Source organism: Chitinophaga sp. OAE865, from assembly GCF_040546735.1.
Classification (GTDB): Bacteria; Bacteroidota; Bacteroidia; order Chitinophagales; family Chitinophagaceae; genus Chitinophaga; species Chitinophaga polysaccharea_A.
Genome location: NZ_JBEPOF010000001.1, coordinates 6,841,016 through 6,857,993 on the forward strand (window position 1 = coordinate 6,841,016; position 16,978 = coordinate 6,857,993).

General features: G+C 43.6%; 11 protein-coding genes. 2 read left to right on the forward strand and 9 right to left on the reverse strand.

Features of this window, described 5'->3' with window-relative positions:
- The first annotated feature begins 160 nt into the window (after window positions 1-160).
- On the forward strand, window positions 161-2,053 hold the full coding sequence (locus ABIE50_RS27400; RefSeq protein ID WP_209866101.1) for a T9SS type A sorting domain-containing protein: 1,893 nt from the start codon (window positions 161-163) through the stop codon (window positions 2,051-2,053).
- Between the two features lie 1,289 nt (window positions 2,054-3,342).
- Here the strand turns inward: ABIE50_RS27400 and ABIE50_RS27405 are convergent.
- The 6 genes from ABIE50_RS27405 to ABIE50_RS27430 all read right to left on the reverse strand — a co-directional run bounded on the left by ABIE50_RS27405 (window position 3,343) and on the right by ABIE50_RS27430 (window position 11,946).
- Entirely contained in the window at window positions 3,343-3,519 is a 177-nt protein-coding gene (locus ABIE50_RS27405; RefSeq protein WP_209866103.1) for a hypothetical protein, read from the reverse strand.
- Between the two features lie 114 nt (window positions 3,520-3,633).
- Complete coding sequence (locus tag ABIE50_RS27410) at window positions 3,634-4,749, reverse strand: TlpA family protein disulfide reductase (protein WP_209866107.1); 1,116 nt, start codon at window positions 4,747-4,749, stop codon at window positions 3,634-3,636.
- Between the two features lies 1 nt (window position 4,750).
- Window positions 4,751-6,283 carry a RagB/SusD family nutrient uptake outer membrane protein gene (locus tag ABIE50_RS27415; RefSeq protein WP_209866112.1) on the reverse strand — a complete coding sequence of 511 codons (1,533 nt, stop codon included), beginning with the start codon at window positions 6,281-6,283 and terminating at the stop codon, window positions 4,751-4,753.
- A 10-nt stretch (window positions 6,284-6,293) separates the two neighbouring features.
- The gene (locus ABIE50_RS27420) at window positions 6,294-9,905 is read right to left on the reverse strand and encodes a SusC/RagA family TonB-linked outer membrane protein (protein ID WP_209866116.1); all 3,612 of its coding nucleotides are present in this window, start codon (window positions 9,903-9,905) and stop codon (window positions 6,294-6,296) included.
- Between the two features lie 212 nt (window positions 9,906-10,117).
- A complete protein-coding gene (locus ABIE50_RS27425; protein WP_209866118.1) occupies window positions 10,118-11,212 on the reverse strand; it encodes a FecR family protein in 1,095 nt (364 codons plus the stop codon).
- 134 nt (window positions 11,213-11,346) lie between these two features.
- Window positions 11,347-11,946, reverse strand: coding sequence for an RNA polymerase sigma factor (locus ABIE50_RS27430; protein ID WP_209866121.1), 600 nt, complete (start codon window positions 11,944-11,946; stop codon window positions 11,347-11,349).
- Between the two features lie 834 nt (window positions 11,947-12,780).
- On the opposite strand from ABIE50_RS27430, the gene ABIE50_RS27435 reads away from it, so the two are divergent.
- Window positions 12,781-13,764 (forward strand): GlxA family transcriptional regulator, encoded by a 984-nt coding sequence (locus tag ABIE50_RS27435; protein ID WP_209866123.1) that lies wholly within the window; start codon window positions 12,781-12,783, stop codon window positions 13,762-13,764.
- Between the two features lies 1 nt (window position 13,765).
- Here the strand turns inward: ABIE50_RS27435 and gap are convergent, their stop codons facing one another.
- The 3 genes from gap to ABIE50_RS27450 form a co-directional block, all read right to left on the reverse strand.
- Complete coding sequence (gap, locus tag ABIE50_RS27440) at window positions 13,766-14,764, reverse strand: type I glyceraldehyde-3-phosphate dehydrogenase (protein WP_209866126.1); 999 nt, start codon at window positions 14,762-14,764, stop codon at window positions 13,766-13,768.
- 238 nt (window positions 14,765-15,002) lie between these two features.
- The gene (locus ABIE50_RS27445; RefSeq protein ID WP_209866128.1) at window positions 15,003-15,326 is read right to left on the reverse strand and encodes a hypothetical protein; all 324 of its coding nucleotides are present in this window, start codon (window positions 15,324-15,326) and stop codon (window positions 15,003-15,005) included.
- Between the two features lie 188 nt (window positions 15,327-15,514).
- Window positions 15,515-16,978, reverse strand: a complete 1,464-nt coding sequence (locus ABIE50_RS27450; RefSeq protein WP_209866131.1) for a redoxin domain-containing protein — start codon at window positions 16,976-16,978, stop codon at window positions 15,515-15,517.

The window sequence follows — 16,978 nt, forward strand, 5'->3', positions numbered from 1 at the left end:
ACAATGCAGCCTAACCTTGATATTAGGGTAATCCAAAAAAAAACGCTACATTTAACCATCTGCATTATGAAGGAGAGCGGCGCACCTGGCATAAAGCCAAACAACGCTGATTTTACATTTTATATGCAAGTATACCCAGAAAGACTAAAACCCTCAAAATATGAAAACACATCTGTTAGCAGGCTTCCTACTTAGGAAGGCCCCACTGTTAGCTCTGTTCATGTTCCTTATGACTACGTTTTCCTACGCACAAAAAGTCTATGTCAGCAGTCAGGGTACTCAAATTTATGGATTATGTATAGGCTGTTTTGTTCAAGATCCGCAAAATGCTGTCGGCCCTGATGAACTCAATTATTCTTCCATGCAAATTCCCATAGGACTTATTGGAAGAATTGAACAAACACTGATTTTCCCTTCTGTAAAAAATTACACAAAAGTTGTCATTGGCATAGGCACAAACCAGTCCGGGTTATCTGCACAATTACTGGCAGGAGTTTCCGTGGAAACATTTAACGGGAACACGTCAAATAACGACTACCGGATCGTGGACAGTGAAATGCTCAGAATTAGAATACTAAGTCCGGGCTCGAGCCAAGGCAATATTGAATTTTCTACAACCAAACCTTATGACCGGATCAAAATAACGCTCAATGCAGGACTCCTGAACCTCAATGGAGGGCTTAATGTTTATTATGCCTATCAGTTGGATAAAAGAGTCTATGCAAACAGAGAAGATCATGTGGGTAATATTCAAAATCCACAGAACGCAGTAGGCCCCAATGAAAATGATTTCTCGAAGTTGATCCCATATGCCAGCCAAACGCTCTTCTTTCCTGCCGATAAAGCTAATACAAAACTTGTGATTGGTGTTGGCAGCGATAATAAGCCTATTGAACAATTGACAGGATTGACAATTAAGACAACGGAATGGTTCCATTTCTTCAAGATAAAACCAGATCCTCAAAATCCCTACAGGGGAACAATAGAATTAACGACTTACGTACCTTATAATAGCGTCGAACTTTGGCTGAGCGACTCCACTGGATCAGGCTCAGATTTAAAAATTTATTATGCTTATCAGGAAGAGTATAGTCTTGACGTCTGTAAAAATATGCCATTTGATCCCTTTTATTATTTTTCCTTTAATGGAAATACCAATAGTACAAAACCCGGATTTAACCTTACTGCATCTACGCCTTTTCCCGAATACAAATATAATATAGCGTGCAACCAAGGCCTTACCTCAACCACTTCATCCTATACGCTCGAAAGCCCCGATATCTCGCCATTGCTTTATTCCGGAGACCTTACCATCGCTTTCTGGGCTGATATTAGAGATGGCGATCCGCTTATTCCAGATCCGGAGAATCCCGGAGAGTATCTTCCTCCTACAAGGCCACAACCTTTTCTTCAGCTAGAAGCTTTTAGTCAAACGTTCAAGATGACTAATCAGGGCATCCTGATTAAAGAGGAGGGACCGGACGGCGGGGAAATTATGGAAAATGCAACGGGCCATGTTCATTGTGTATTGGTATTAAAGGAACAGCCACAGATCGACAATGCCTGCATTTATATTAACGGATATCTAAGCGACGGAAACGATAATTGCACTGTATGGATGCAGCAGGAACGAATCAATCATAAAAAGATTAAAATTGTCCTCGACCGGGCGGATATCGACGAGCTGGCTATTTATAACCGCGCCCTTAGCGAACCGGAAATATCCCTGCTGGCAAACTCCTATCATATATCTACCAACACGGCAATCACAGCTCCGGCATCAATGTCAAAGCAAATGAAAACTGTTTCTGTGAAAGAAACGCTGGCCATGTCGCCTAACCCAACTACAGGACGGATTACATTACAAGGAAACCTTCCTTTACAGGATGCGGAGATTTCTGTAAGAAATGCTTCCGGAGCAGAGGTTTATCATTCCAAAGTAAGCTCTAACGTTATTAATTTGCCACCATCATTACCGGCAGGAATTTATATACTCACCTTGCAGGCTAAAGATAAAAGAGTATTTATCAACAAAGTTGTTCTGACAAGATAAGTGAAGATTTAGTAAACAGCGTCCAGGTGAGTAACTATACAAACCAGAACGGTAGATGCACAACATCCAACGAATTTCAGGAAACTCTACAACATTTGTAAAGGAATCTCTGAAAAAGAAGTAAATAGTCAGAACAATTTTCAGTGTTATCCGATATATGTCTTATTCCCTGGAATGCTGACCGTGAAATCATACCAATTAAGGGGACTGTTAAGCTTGATGGCCTGTGTGACAGACTGCATGCCTGCACGGCCAGCATTCAACGACTTATTCCATTCCTCTGATCTTACATTAACAAGATTGATAGATCTGATTATTTCCGGAATAAGCATAGTTGAAGGGGAAAAGGTATCTCTATTACATGAATCTGACCGTTTCAATAATACATCAACAACTGGGTAATCGATCCCCACACCTGAACAGGTGAAGAGAAATCATTAATGATGCCCAATAGCTGCAGCGGGATAGTCGGATGACTAGCCCGTTTTACCAAACAAACAAATTGTCATTTATTATAATTTAATACTTGATACCGGCCTGATGGCTCAAAAGGGGTGCTATTACCTCTGCATTCCTAATCAACCAGGAAAAGTTGTGGATTTTGATACCCCAAACTCCAGCTATTTCCGTGTTTTGCCTGCATAACAACAGACGCGGCGATAGCTGAACTAACGGCCGGGGCAATTCTTCATCCGGTCTTTTCTAACTACTTAATTGTTAATCACAAATAAATTTTGATTCATACTGGGTAAAAAAATGATGTCGATGTATCTTATGTATGAGTAGCATAAATAGACAGATTATAGGCAACAACCTTAATTGGTTTGATCCGGAAGACATGAATTCTCGGTCCTCCCTTATTTAACCTTTTAGGACAATATAGGATAAATAACGATTTGGCTAATCGTACAGAAAAATGAAAATAGATATGGTTTTAGCTGTAAAGCACAGATGATCTCATCAGTGCTTTGTTCATTTAAATCCATGCTCTGGTAATCACTGCCGCGGTTATTCCTCCTCCTTTATGGCCGTTCATTTCAGAACCCGGCAGACTAGAGGTCACCACTTAATGACAATTCAATTTATATCGATGTCAATTGAAAAAAGCATTAGGGACCTGTCATCATTTTATTTGTATGTGTGAGTACACGCACTCAAACATTCCGGTCATCAGCAAAATTGACCATCAGTGGCTATATTTCCGATAAAAAAAGTAGTGAGCGACTGTTTCAACAAATTGCAGCTTTTTTAAGTATAATACTATTTAAATTATATATATGATAAATATATCACATTACAACTATTATAGTATTATTCTCTCCATAAAGCTGCAAAACAAAATCAGCTGCGTGAAAAAGCGGTTCTAATAAATCTCCGTTCCCGGTACATTTAGAGTTTTCGGCAAAACTCAGAAAAGGCTGCTCTTTTGAGCAGCCTTTTTCTTTTATATCCAGGTAGTTAGCCATTAAGCCGGATGTAATAAGTTGATTCCATGTCCCGCTTCAAGTATGAGACAGGCAGCGCCTCTTTCAGATCACGGTTACTGCGGACACAATAGGCCCTATCTCCCTGTCCTGTAATCATTGAAGTTTACCGGCTTTATAGGCAAGCAATGCATCCTCAAACCCTTTGATAGTTCCCGGTAAAATGGCGCTGGCATATTTACCGGATGCCAGTGCATCCTTTCCTTCTTTTATGGCCTTTTCTTCACAGGCTACCGCATTTGTAAAATCACCTTTCTCAGCATGTAACGTAGCCATCAGGTGGTAAGCCTGTGGAATGATCGTTCCCGGTTTACTCAATGATCCTGCTGCACATTCCAGTGCAAAAGTATACATATCTTTAGAGAGCCCTAAAAGACGGGAAATAATATCGGGCAATATATTTTCCGCAGCCGGTTGTTCTTTCCTCCACTCCTTCGCGAAATCAAGTGCCTGCTGTTCGCTGAAATGCTCCAGCAAAGTGGTGAATTTCATATAACGCAGCTTTGTATCCATGATGGTTTTCCTGGTGAGCGCACGGTCTATCTCTGCGATCGCCTTTTTGTAATCCTTTGCCTCCAGTGCATCGTTCACCGGTTGCAGAATAGCCATATACCCGGCCATAGCTGCAGCACTGGCACTTGCCTTCTTTGAATATTCAGAAGCAAACTTCGCTTCATCGAACTTCCCGGAGATCACGTTATCCATTACTTCTTCCAGGTTGGAAGGGTGCCCGATCCATATGATATTTCCTTCTTTAATGAGGAACGTAGCAGGTATCCCCGAAAGGCCAGCGGCTTTCATCCACCGGTTAGCCATATACTGGCTTTTGTTATCTGCTGCTACGTTATATGCCATATCATCTCCCATATTCTTTACAAATTGCTCCACTGCCGGCAACGCACTTTCATATGGTTTGTCTCCCGTTTTCTCCCAAATGTCTATTCCTACAAACACTGCCTTCCCGGCATACTTTGCCGCAAGTTCAGACAGATGAGGCATTGCAGCTTTGCAAGGCCCACACCAGGTAGCCCAGAATTCGAGCACATATAACTTATCCTTTTCGTAACGTGTAACCGGTGTTCCTTTGAGCCATTTTACAGTTTGGATGACGGGTGCCGGATCTCCTATCCTCAACGTATCCCCTGCTTTGGCGTATGTGATCGATACCAGTAAACAAAATGCGAGGCATTTCAAATAATGTTGTCCATTCATGTTAGTAAGTATTTTGTTTGATGATACCATTGCTGGTCACTATATCTACATTATTGATCGGCAATGCGTACTTTCTTGAATTTTTCTCCAGCGTATAATTGATGGGGGGTTCATTGCCACTGATAGCAGTTGCAGTGAATTTGAAGAACGATTTGGTAACTGTCACATCATCATTCGGATCATCGTTATTGTTATAGCGGCGCAGATCGAACCAACGCTGCGTAAATGGTATCTCACGACGGCGTTCCAGCAATATTTTTTTGATCGCATCTGCTTTATCTACAGCAGCAAGGTTTACCCATGGTCCCGGCTTCATGCGTTTGGCACGCAATATATTCAGAGTGGCTATACCTCCATTAAAATCACCCAGCCGTGCCTGGCATTCTGCTTTAACAAGATACATTTCTCCTGTTGTGATGCCGCTGGGTAATGCTGTGATGTAGTAAAATACATATCCCGGGTAATCAAAAGCCGGGTTTACCGCTCCTACCATGTAAGAAAGATGTTCTACCACGTTATATTTATACCGCAGATCATTTGCCGTATCGTATGCTGCGAGGAGATCACTGCTTGGAAAGCTAAAATTTCCATCGAGCACACGGATATACATATTCTCTTTCCATGCGATGCGCGTGGTATAATCTACAGGGCTCGTAGTGAACATTGACGGGAATTGCAATGGTATCGGCCCCTGACCGGGAACGTTTATATTGAATGTGAACCCGAAGTTCACGCCGGTATTATAATCTACCAGTGTATTGTATTCTGCCAGCGCGGCGTCTGCATATTTCATAGCCACCTGGTAGTTATTAAGATTGAGATAATACCTTGCGGCAAACCCATTGATACCGGCAGTATTTGCCCTCCAATGCTGGGCCGCGCCATTCTGTACCAACGCCTGTTTGCTTTTCAGCGCTTCCTGCAGATCAGCCTCTATAAATTTATATGTATCTTCCAGCGTTGCTCTGCCAACAGGTTCTTCGAAGCTGGTAGATGTTTTCAGGGGAAGGCCCATTTCTCCTTTATTCGCTTCCGTGTATGGCAGGCAGTAGGTATTAGCCAGTACCCAGTAACTGTAAGCCCTGATAAAATGCGCTTCTGCTTTGAGACGCGCCTTTTCATCTTCCATACCGCTCACTTTATCTATTGCATTCAATACCATATTCGCTCTGAATATTTTACTGAATTCTTTGGACCAGAAGTCGTCGGACTGTGCATTGATAAGGTTATTGTAATCCCACACAGCAGCTTGCAAACCAACGATCGCAGCGCCGGAATAAAAGCCGGGAGCAGATTTATACAAGCCGGTCAACAAAGCCACATCATCACTGGCATATATATTGGCCTTGTTAGCTTCCGCCCAAAAGTCGCGGTAATTAGCCAGTATCGCATCCAGCTGCGCTGTATTGGTCAATGGCAGCGAGCTACTCTTGGATGGCAATTCATCCAGGAATTTGTCTGTGCACGACACAAAGCCCAATATACTTCCCAATAGCAGGCAGGTCACTATACTTCGTTTGTTCATTCGTTTCATCATCAGCATATTAAAATGTCAGTTTGAATCCGAAGGTGAACTTCGGTTGTGGCCGGATGGTGCCAAGCGGGTACTCCGGATCTTCATGATACCTGTTCGATGTAAGGATGAAAAGGTTGTTGCCCTGTGCATACAGTTGCGCATTGCGGATGCCTGTTCTCCGGAGTGCAGTGGGAGGAACGTTGTACGTGAGATTGACCTCCTGCATCCTTATATGCCCGGCATTATCAGTGAGATAATCCATGTAAGACACGATGTTGGCCCAGAAATAATAAGAAGGCTCATTGGCGTTCATCGGCAGGGGAACGATCTTCATCGGGTCTCCATTCATCACTTCTGAAAGCCTTGCATTCGGCAGTAATTTTCCATTCCAAAGGATCGGGTAATTAAAGGAATTATGCCGGAAAACATGCCCGAATTTCCCGGTGATGATAAAAGACAGATCGAAGTCGTACACAGAGAACTGGCTGGTAAACCCGGCAGTATAAGGCGCTACTGTAGTTCCCATAGCTGCCATATAGGTCAGTGGATTTCCGGTAGGGTAAGATGCCAATGCATAGCGGGTCTTGTCATCCGCGCCTTTGATCATCGGCTGCCAGTTGGGTGCAGCATCAGTACCGAGGTTGTAAATGCCGGCATACTGATAAGCCCATAATGTATTGGAGTTTTTTCCCTGCACATACGCTGCTGTTCCGCCATTCGTCAGATCGGACGGCAGGTAATTGGCTACATACAGATCAGTGATCCGGTTATCGTTATAAGCAAAGCTCAGATTGCCACGCCAGCGTATTTTGTCTCCCAGGATATTCGACGAACTTCCTATCTCCAGTTCAATACCCCTGTTCAGCATCCTTGCATTGTTAAACTTCTGGCGGGTAGTTCCATTCACAGAAGGAATGGAAATATTGGCGATCAGGTCCATCCCCATCTTACGATAAACATCCAGCTTGCCGGACAACTTTCCGTGAAACAGGCTGTAGTCCATGCCTATGTTGATAGTACCTACCTTTTCCCAACGCAGTGTAGGATTACCAAAGCTGGCAATAGTAGCCGTATATTGCTGTGTATAGATGTCTGGCGAAGCATTCAATGATATCAATGGCATGAATGCTGTGCTTTTATCGACATTCCCATTATAACCATAAGTAGCTCTCAACGCCAATCTGTCTACCCAGTTCACCTGCCGCATAAAAGTTTCTTCTGACAGCTGCCAGCTTGCACCTGCTGACCAGAAAGGAGAATAGCGGTATGCAGGATCATCTGAGATAAGGTTGGAAGCATCCGTGCGGGCGCTTCCCGAGATCGTATATTTATCACGGTAGGTATATGCAATATTCCCAAACCAGGAAGAATAACGATCTGTAGTATAACTGAACGTATTTACATAATTAAATACAAGGTTATTCCCCATCCAGTCTTTCAACGGAAAGAACGTGCCTCCGGGGCCATTGGGAAATGTTCCTACAGTAAGCGTGTTATCGTTGTAGCCATATGCAGTAGGCGAACCAAAGGTTTGCATATTACGGCTGGAGAGCTCCATCCCTGCAATGGCATTTATATCATGATCGCCAAAGGTACGGCTGAAGTTAAGCTGGTTGCGGATATTATAGCTTCGCAATTCTGCCCGTTGCTGATCAAGGATGCTACCCTTCGGAAGATTTGCTTTGATAGCGTTCGTGCTCTGCGTCCAGGAAGAGGTAGTGTTCAGGAGGCTACGTACTTTGTAGGTTTCCTCATTATACAAATTTCTCCTGCTGGAATTAAATATCTCGTATTGTGCCCTTGTATCGAGCGTAAGACCTTTGAGTATTTTGAATGTCAGCCCCGCCTGCAATCTTGCGTTCGTGGCTTTGCCGCCAATATCACGGTTCTTCATTTCACGAAGGGGATTGAACGTCCAGTCCGCATACGGAAAAGACGCCATTGGCACATATCTTTTCAATGTGGGCTGATACAGATCGTTGATCACGTTTGTATAAGATCCGTCTGTATTCAGCAACATGTCGTAAGGAGACAATCCCTTGATATAATCCAATCCATATCCGCTGCTATCCGCTTTGATCTGTTGCAGCATACCGGAAAAATTAAAGTCCAGCCATTTGAAAATATTAGCAGATGTTTTATAGTTGATCAGGAATTGATTGGTTTTCATTTCCCGGAAATTGGACTGGCTGTTACCGAACAGGAACGAGATGATATGAGAGCTGCGTTGCCCGCCTGCGGAGATAGTAAGGTTATATTGCTGATCTACCGGATTCTGAAGGAAGTTATCGCGGATCTGCTGCCGGTTATCGCTTGCTGCAAGTTGCGCCAGGAGCGCATCCCGCTGCTGGCTGGTCATAAACCCAAGAAATTGTTCATTAAGTGCGGTAGAAGCCTGGGACCATGCCCTGATATAATCGAGATTGGCTAAACTTCCGGAGTTGGTTTTTGCGCCCCATTTGCCATACGCCTGCCTTTCGAAAGCGACGGTTTCTGTTGAACTTGCAAGTGGATTTACATAGTCGAGGTCCAGCTTTCCGCCTACACGCACAAAGGAATTTAATTCTACTTTCAGTGCTTCGCCTTTGTTTTTCTTAGTAGTCACCACAATCACTCCATTGGCTGAACGTGCTCCCCAGATAGATGCAGCGGCCGCATCCTTCAATACAGTGATACTTTCTACGATGTTAGGATTGATCGTAGAAAAATCTCCTTCCACAGGAAACCCATCCACCACTATCAGCGGCCCTGCGTTAGCGAACAGGCTTGTTTTCCCACGTATCTCAAATGACGGATTTCCATCTGCATCCATATTCGATTGAATACCGGCGATAGTGCCTATCAGTCGTTGTGAAATATTTGTTGAAGGCTTATCCAGCTGCCGGCTATTCAGCGAACCGAAAGACCCGGTTGCCCGTTCCCGGGGAAGTGTCTGGTAACCGGTGCTTATCACCGTTACTTCGTCGATAATATTATTACTTCTTTGCAGGATGATCTTACCTATTGAATTCCCTGTCACTTTCACTTCTTTCTTCTGAAACCCTACATAAGAGATGACCAGTACGTCACCAGAATTTGCAGAGATGGAAAACCGCCCTTCGCTATCCGCCATTACAGCTGTTTGAGTGCCTTTCACCACTATGCTGGCGCCGGGTAACAGTATGCCGGATGAGCTAACAATGATCCCTGTAACCGGTGATTGGATATCTCCATGCACTTCAGCGGGGGCGGGGCCTGCAGCCTTTTTTCGGATAAGTATGGATCTGTCGCGGATAAGATATTCCAGCGACTGGCCTTTGAGTACTGTATCCAGGAACTGGCGAAGCGGAATACTACTGGTATTGAGGGATACTTCGCGTGCATTTTCCAGCAAGGTATAATCGCAAAAGATAACATACCCGGTTTGTTGTTCCACACTGGTGAATACTTTCTGTAATGGTACATTCCGGCCGGAGAAACTAACTGTTTGTGCATAGCTGGTGGCTGTTGCATTCAGACAAGCCACCATTACAAGAAGACAAAAAGCGATCCGCCTGATCTGCCTTATTTTTTTGAAAGAGAAACGATGTCCCGGAGCCCGGGTGGAAGGGCCTTCACAAAAGCCTTCATCCCGGCACCTTAAAAGCGCCCTTATTTGCATAAATTTGCAGTGTTTGGGTTTAATGAATCAATTTTTAGAGGGTTGTAGCAGTTACAACCTGGAACTGTCACCGGTGGTACAGGTCTTAATCGGCTCCCGGTATTTTTCACCTGCCTGATACTTTCTGTCAGATATTGTACATATTTTTTTGGTTGATTGAATAAGAACTCTCCGGAGCAATGCTACCGGCATATAATTGAATAGCTATTCCCTTACTGCGATACGACGATCTTTTTACCTTCCAGTTTTGCATTCAATCCTGATCCCTGCAGAAACTCAAGTACCTCTACCAGTTTAAGCTCCCGCTGGATCTTTCCCCAGAACTTACGCTGTGGCACAGGCCCGTTATACACTACATCCACATCATACCAGCGGGATAATTGACTCATAACACCAGGAACATCCACCTGGTTAAAATTGAATATCCCGTTCTTCCATGCCAATACCTGCTCTACATCCACATTTGTTCTCATTTTTATGTTTCCATTATCAACAATAGCCTGCTGGCCTGGTGCCAGTTGCTGTGTACGGCCATCAGTGAGAACACGCACAGCCCCTTCAATCAATGTAGTAGTGATACCCTGTTCATCTTTATAGGCATGTATATTGAAGTGGGTACCTAATACTTCCGTTATTGAATGCCCTGATTGAACAATGAATTTTTTTTCAGGCTGTCTCGTTACCTCAAAATAGGCCTCACCTGTAAGGAACACCTTTCTTTCATTGCCAGTAAAAGCAACCGGATAAGTAATAGAAGATCCTACATTCACCCATACTTTCGTCCCATCGGATAATGTGACACAAACGGGCCGGCTTCCATTCGGATTAGTTAATATATTATATGGCATAGTTCCCGGCGAACCGGAATTATCAGCCTGGTAAGTAATCTGCCCGTTCGACTGCTTAGTCAACTTTACATCATCCTGCAAAACCACCTGGCCGTTATTCAGGCTATCCAAAGGAATATTATTACCGTTCGATAAAGTGATCCGCGCACGATTGATTTGCGGTGCCACTATATCCGTTTCGCTTTTAGACACCAGCATTACGGGCGCCTGCGGACGTAGTAACCAATATAGTCCCACCCCCATGACCAGCAAAACGGAGGCTGCGGCCCACCAACCGCGGAAGAAGGCAATACTGCGTGTCCGGGATCCTTTTGTTCCGGTCTGTCTCTTCGCGAGTATGGCAGAAAAAACTTCTTCAGCACGCTGCTCTGATATTAAAACGGATGTATCCGCAAATTCCATCTCCTGATCTATCCAGCTGAATACGTCTAATTCATTCTCCGGGTCACCAAAAGCCATTAGCAATTGCTGACGTTCTTCCGGACTTAGCCGACCATGTTGATATTGGTTTAATAGATAATTAAGATATTCATTGGCCATATTAACTATGACGCACGAACAATCAAATAGGGGAAGAAAAAAGGAAAAAAAATTTAACGCGTATAGATATACAGTAAAATGCCGGTTTGCATCAATATTGGGAAACGATGGAGATTCCCCCGGATAGTACGCAAAGCATCACTGATGTGTTTTTTTACAGTTTCCCGTTGCATATTCAACATTTCGGCAATCTCCGGATGTGATAACCCCTGTATCCGGCTCAATTCGAATACCTTTCGCTGCTGGTTCGTCAGAAGCCCCAAAGCTGTGTTAAGAGCCTCCTGCAGCTCCTTAGCCTCCACTTTACTGAATACATCCGGGCCGGTTTCACTCTCCTGCTGTTCTTCTATTTTTTCCAACAGTAGGGAATTATTGGCCATTTTCCGGAAATGGCTGTAAATCAGATTACGGGAAACGGTATTAAGATAGGCTTTAAAATTCTGGATGCCTGCCATGCGATCACGGTAGCGCCAGATCTGAAGAAATACATCCTGTAAGATATCTTCAGCCAGCACTGGTGTTTTCATGAAATGAAGTGCTTTTGCATACACCATGTCCCGATACTGATCAAACAGCTCCCGGAACACCAGCTCATCCCCTTCTGCAAGTCGCCGCAGCAGTTCTCTTTCTTTATATAATTCGTTAGTAGACAATAGACTATCTTCTTATTGAAATGCAAACTACGGTAAATTTACAATAAACGTTATAACGGGCTAAAATGCACGTTGATACGACATTATGGAGAATGGAAGAGGAAAATAAGGGAAACACTTCCTAACCATCCATCTTCATACGATCCCTCAAAATACCCGGACAAGCAACTTATACTGTTAACACAAATTTCCTCAAATTCCAAAGTATTTGCAAAGAGCTCTTAAGAACTTAAATAATTTAACCAATTTTCAGGTTTACCTCGTTTGTGCTCAAGATAACTTGTTTACAAAATCGTTGGCCCGGTTGTAAATAAATAAAAACAAAGGAATAATCAGATCTTCAATGGAGTTTCTCAAAAAGTGGAGTCTTAAGTGATCCGGAAAATCAGGTAACCAGGTTGGTTAGTAAATGTCAAACTAAAAACACATTAAACAAAAAATAAAATCAGCTGCGCGAGGAAGCGGTTCCATTGAATTCACATTCCCCGCACTTTTGAAGCGGACGCTCTTAAATTTTGAAAGGCACCGCGGGAGCGATGCTTTTTTTGCTTATAGCTGAAATCACTGGAACGGATACACGAAAGTAATATCATGCAGAATATCATAACCTGTTCTTTACAGCTACTCTTATTAAAGAAAAGCTATAGCTAAGTGTTGGATTACCGTCCCTATTATTCTCCTATCCTGAACTGCTAACTCTCTCTTTACATAGAATTTGTTCTTCACTTCATAGCTTTAAGCTTTTATTTGCAATTACCCAGTCCTGTCAAATGCTGATTTTTCAGTTGAAAATAAAATGTCTTATTTTTACACAAATATTCATTTTCAGCCAACATGGATAAAACAAGACATATCGTAATACTGGTGCCTCCGCAAACCTCATTGTTAGACGTAGCGGGCCCATTGGAAGTTTTTTCCAAAACCTCCGACTATATGGCAAGGCACAGAAAGGCAAAAGATAAATGCTATACTACACACCTGGTATCGATGGATAATACGATGGCTGTTCCTACTTCATCCGGAATGCCGGTCATTTGCGAAGGGGGTATTTCAGGGATCCGCTACCCGATAGATACCGTGATCATTGCCGGCAGGGGAGAATACAGGAAGGGAGGACCGGCCCATGTACTGAAATGGATTCAAAAAATCAATAAGAACAAACCAAAAACCCGCATCGCCTCTATTTGTGCAGGAGCTTTTATCCTGGCGGAAACCGGGCTGCTGGATGGCAGGCGCGCCACCACTCACTGGCAGCTACACGAGAAACTGGCCGAGAAATTTCCGTTGGTCAGGGTAGAGAAAGATCCTATCTACATCAAACAGGGAAATATTTACACGTCCGCGGGGATATCCACCGGCATTGATCTTACACTGGCGCTGGTAGAAGAAGACCTGGGAAGAGATGTGGCCATTGAGGTATCCAGGATACTGGTATTATACCTGAAGCGACCCGGTAACCAGTCGCAGTTCAGCAATATCCTCATGACGCAAAAAACAGATTACAGGCCGGTAAAAGATAGTTTGCAGTGGATCCAGGAACACCTTGACGAAGATCTATCTGTTGAACAACTGGCAGTCAGGGCCTCCATGAGCGCCCGGAATTTCTCCCGGGTGTTTTACCGGGAGGCGGGGGTAACGCCTGCCAAGTTCGTTGAAAAAGCCAGGGTGGAAGCTGCCCGCCGCCGACTGGAAGAAACCCGTTTAAGCCTCGAAGAAATAGCAGCAGAATGCGGAACCGGCGACGCCAACGGCTTAAGGCGGCTTTTTATCCGCCACCTTAATACCACCCCGGCTGCCTACCGGAAAAGCTTTGCCTGATTTATATATTGCCGAAGCTGATCAATAACCTTGTTAACTGGGAAACGAATGACATTTCATTATCATACCAGGAAACGGTTTTGAGCAGTTGCTTATCCCCTATCCCCGTAATTTTGGTTTGAGTAGCGTCGAACAAGGAACCATAACTCATTCCCACTATATCCTGCGAAACGATGGGATCTTCGTTATAGCCGTATGATTCGTTGGCTGCGCCTTTCATTACCTCGTTTATTTCTTTTTCACTGGTTGTTTTACTCAATAAAGTATACAATTCCACCACTGAACCTGAATGAACGGGAACACGCTGGGAAGCGCCATCCAGTTTTCCGTTCAGCTCAGGTATTACCAGGCCTATGGCTTTGGCTGCACCCGTGGTATAAGGAACAATACTGTCGGCCGCTGCTCTCGATTTACGGAAGCCATTTTTAGGATCAGGTGTATCCATCAGGGGCTGTGAATTGGTATAGGCGTGAATGGTATTCATCTGGCCGGTAATAATGCCGAAATGGTCATTTAATACTTTAGCCATAGGCGCCAGGCAGTTGGTAGTACATGATGCCGCGCTGATCAATACATCTTCCTTATTCAGCAGCTGGTGGTTAACATTGTATACAATCGTTTTCACATCCTTGTCGGAAGGTGCTGATATGATCACTTTCTTAGCGCCCGCTTTTAAATGCAGTGCTGCTTTGTCTTTCGATTCAAAGATTCCCGTACACTCCAGTACCACATCTATCCCCAGTTTTTTCCAGGGCAGGTTCTCAAGATTCCTTTCTGCATATACCGCTACTTCCTTTCCATCAACCGTCAGTGATTTCTCCGTGCTGCTTATAGTATTGGGAAATACGCCATGCACGGAATCATATTTCAGTAAATATGCGAGCATTTCAGGGGTGCTCAGATCGTTTAATGCAACTACTTCCACTTCATTGTTACCAAACAGTTTCCTGAATGTCATTCTGCCGATTCTTCCGAATCCGTTTATTGCAACTTTTATCATACTATTTGATTTTAGTCTGTATGACAAAGGTAACTTTTGTACGGTTTGTCTTAAATGACAAATTTCATTCAATTTAGGACAACAGGTAAAAAGCGGACATGGGGATCACTTAACCATTTTTGATAACTAAGCTAAACAAAACGGCCTCGTATATTTCAATTCCAATATGGAATAAGAGGTAATATTCTTTGCAAATGGAGAAGCCCCCTTATGAAACTAAAGTATAGCTTAATTCAGCCTATCGGGACTTCTTTGAAGATTTCTTTGAAGTAACAACTGTGGTATCTGAAATCTTCCTGGAATTGTTATGCTTCACCCCGCGGGAATTATACCAAACAGCAAAACAAAATGAAAGCCCGCCTATCACCAATAAAGTTCCTATTATTCTCAGCATTGTTTCAAAAGCAGGAATGATTACAGATTTCCGGTAGGAACTAAAGCGTTGTAATCCACCTTCTCCTCTTCTGTAAAAACGATTTCTGCTGACGTAAATACGGAACGCCATACCAATAACGATCATCAATATCCCTACAACCAGAACAGTAATTTCACTTTTCGCCATTTGACAGGAGTAATTTAAGTTATCAGAAATAGGAAACTGTAGAACTGGATTAACTTATAGTGTTAATGAATTTAGCAAAAAAAAGAGAAAAATTCATCAAAAAAATCTACCTGGAAAACTTCAGATAAAAACAACAAAAAAAGGGTGCCTCCAAACGAAGACACCCCTTAAAAATTTATATCTCCCTCCTATTGATTCGCCAGTGTAATCATCGCTGACACCTCCGCCACAGCTGCATCATCACCACCACTAAATCCGGTGAAACGGAACCTGATATTACCTTTTCCATCAATCACAAACTTGGTAGGAATACCTTTTACTTTATAGCTATCTACCACTTTATTCACGCCGGTTTCAGGATCTTTCAAATCCATCAGTACTTCAAACGGATAGTTGTTACCTGTAACAAATTTCTTAGCCTTAGCGGTTGCATCTGCTTCTTTTTCCCAGGTGTGCACAAACAGGAATTTCACATCAGGATCGCTCTTATACTTTTCCATTGCTTTCTTCATGGCAGGGAATGATGCTTTACATGGCCCGCACCAGGTGGCCCAGAAATCCAGTACAATTGTTTTCCCTTTGTAATCTGCCAGGGACACAGTGTTACCATCTACATCCTTCAAGGTGAATCCGGGAGCTGGTTCTGTAATGATCTGCTTTGCGAACTCCTCGCGCATTTTTACATCCAAACCACTTTTCAGTGAGTCGATATAGCCTTCCAGGTTATTGTCGTTGCGAACCTTGGCATAAGCGGCGGCCAGCAATTCTTTATTACTGTTGTTCAGTTTGCCTTGTGCAGCAATTTCACTCATACGGGTGTATGCTTCGTTATAGCTTCCTTTTGCGATGAGCACCTTTGCATACATTTCGTTTACCTGTGGTCTTACCGGTGTTTCGGCTTGTTCAGCACGTTTAAGGTATACCAGTGCAGAATCGTATTCTTTATCATTGAACAGCAACTGCGCATAGCTGCTCAGGTAGCCGGGATAGCCTATAGCAGCGAATTTTGCTCCCATTTCATTCTTACGGGTTGTTCTGAATTCCCAGGCATCATCGATGGCCTTTTTCAGCAGTACTTTTGCTTCAGCGCTATGTCCTTTTTTGATAAGACGTTCTGCCGTTCCTACCCATCCCTGTCCCTTCCAGAAAGGGGAAACGATGCTATTGGCATATTCCAGCGCTTTAGGCACATTATCCACCTGGGTATATGCAATACCTACGTTATTACGGGCATAATCGTAAATGATCATATCATCATTCAGTTTGCCCTGGGGGAATTTTTTAATCCATGCTTTATAGAGCGCTTCCTTCTTCACCGGATCACTTTCATCATAGATTGTTTGTAGCTGTTTATCCCTGACTGTGATGCCTGCGGGGAATTTCTTTTCAGCTGCCAGGGTGATGGAGTCCGACACTTTTGCCATCTTCAACTGGTAGAAGAAACGGGAAGCGGTGAGCCATTCGGTTTCTTTTTTACTTTTGGTGAGTGCATACATTTTATCTGCCAGCAGGCTTTTGTCTGTATCGCTGCCCTGCGCAAGCCTGGCGTAATATCTCATTAGCGAGTCCTGGCTGATTTTTGCCTGGCCTTGTGATGGCAAGGCTGCTGCAAAAAGACCAGCGCTCAGCATAACCGGGAGAACTTTTTTCAT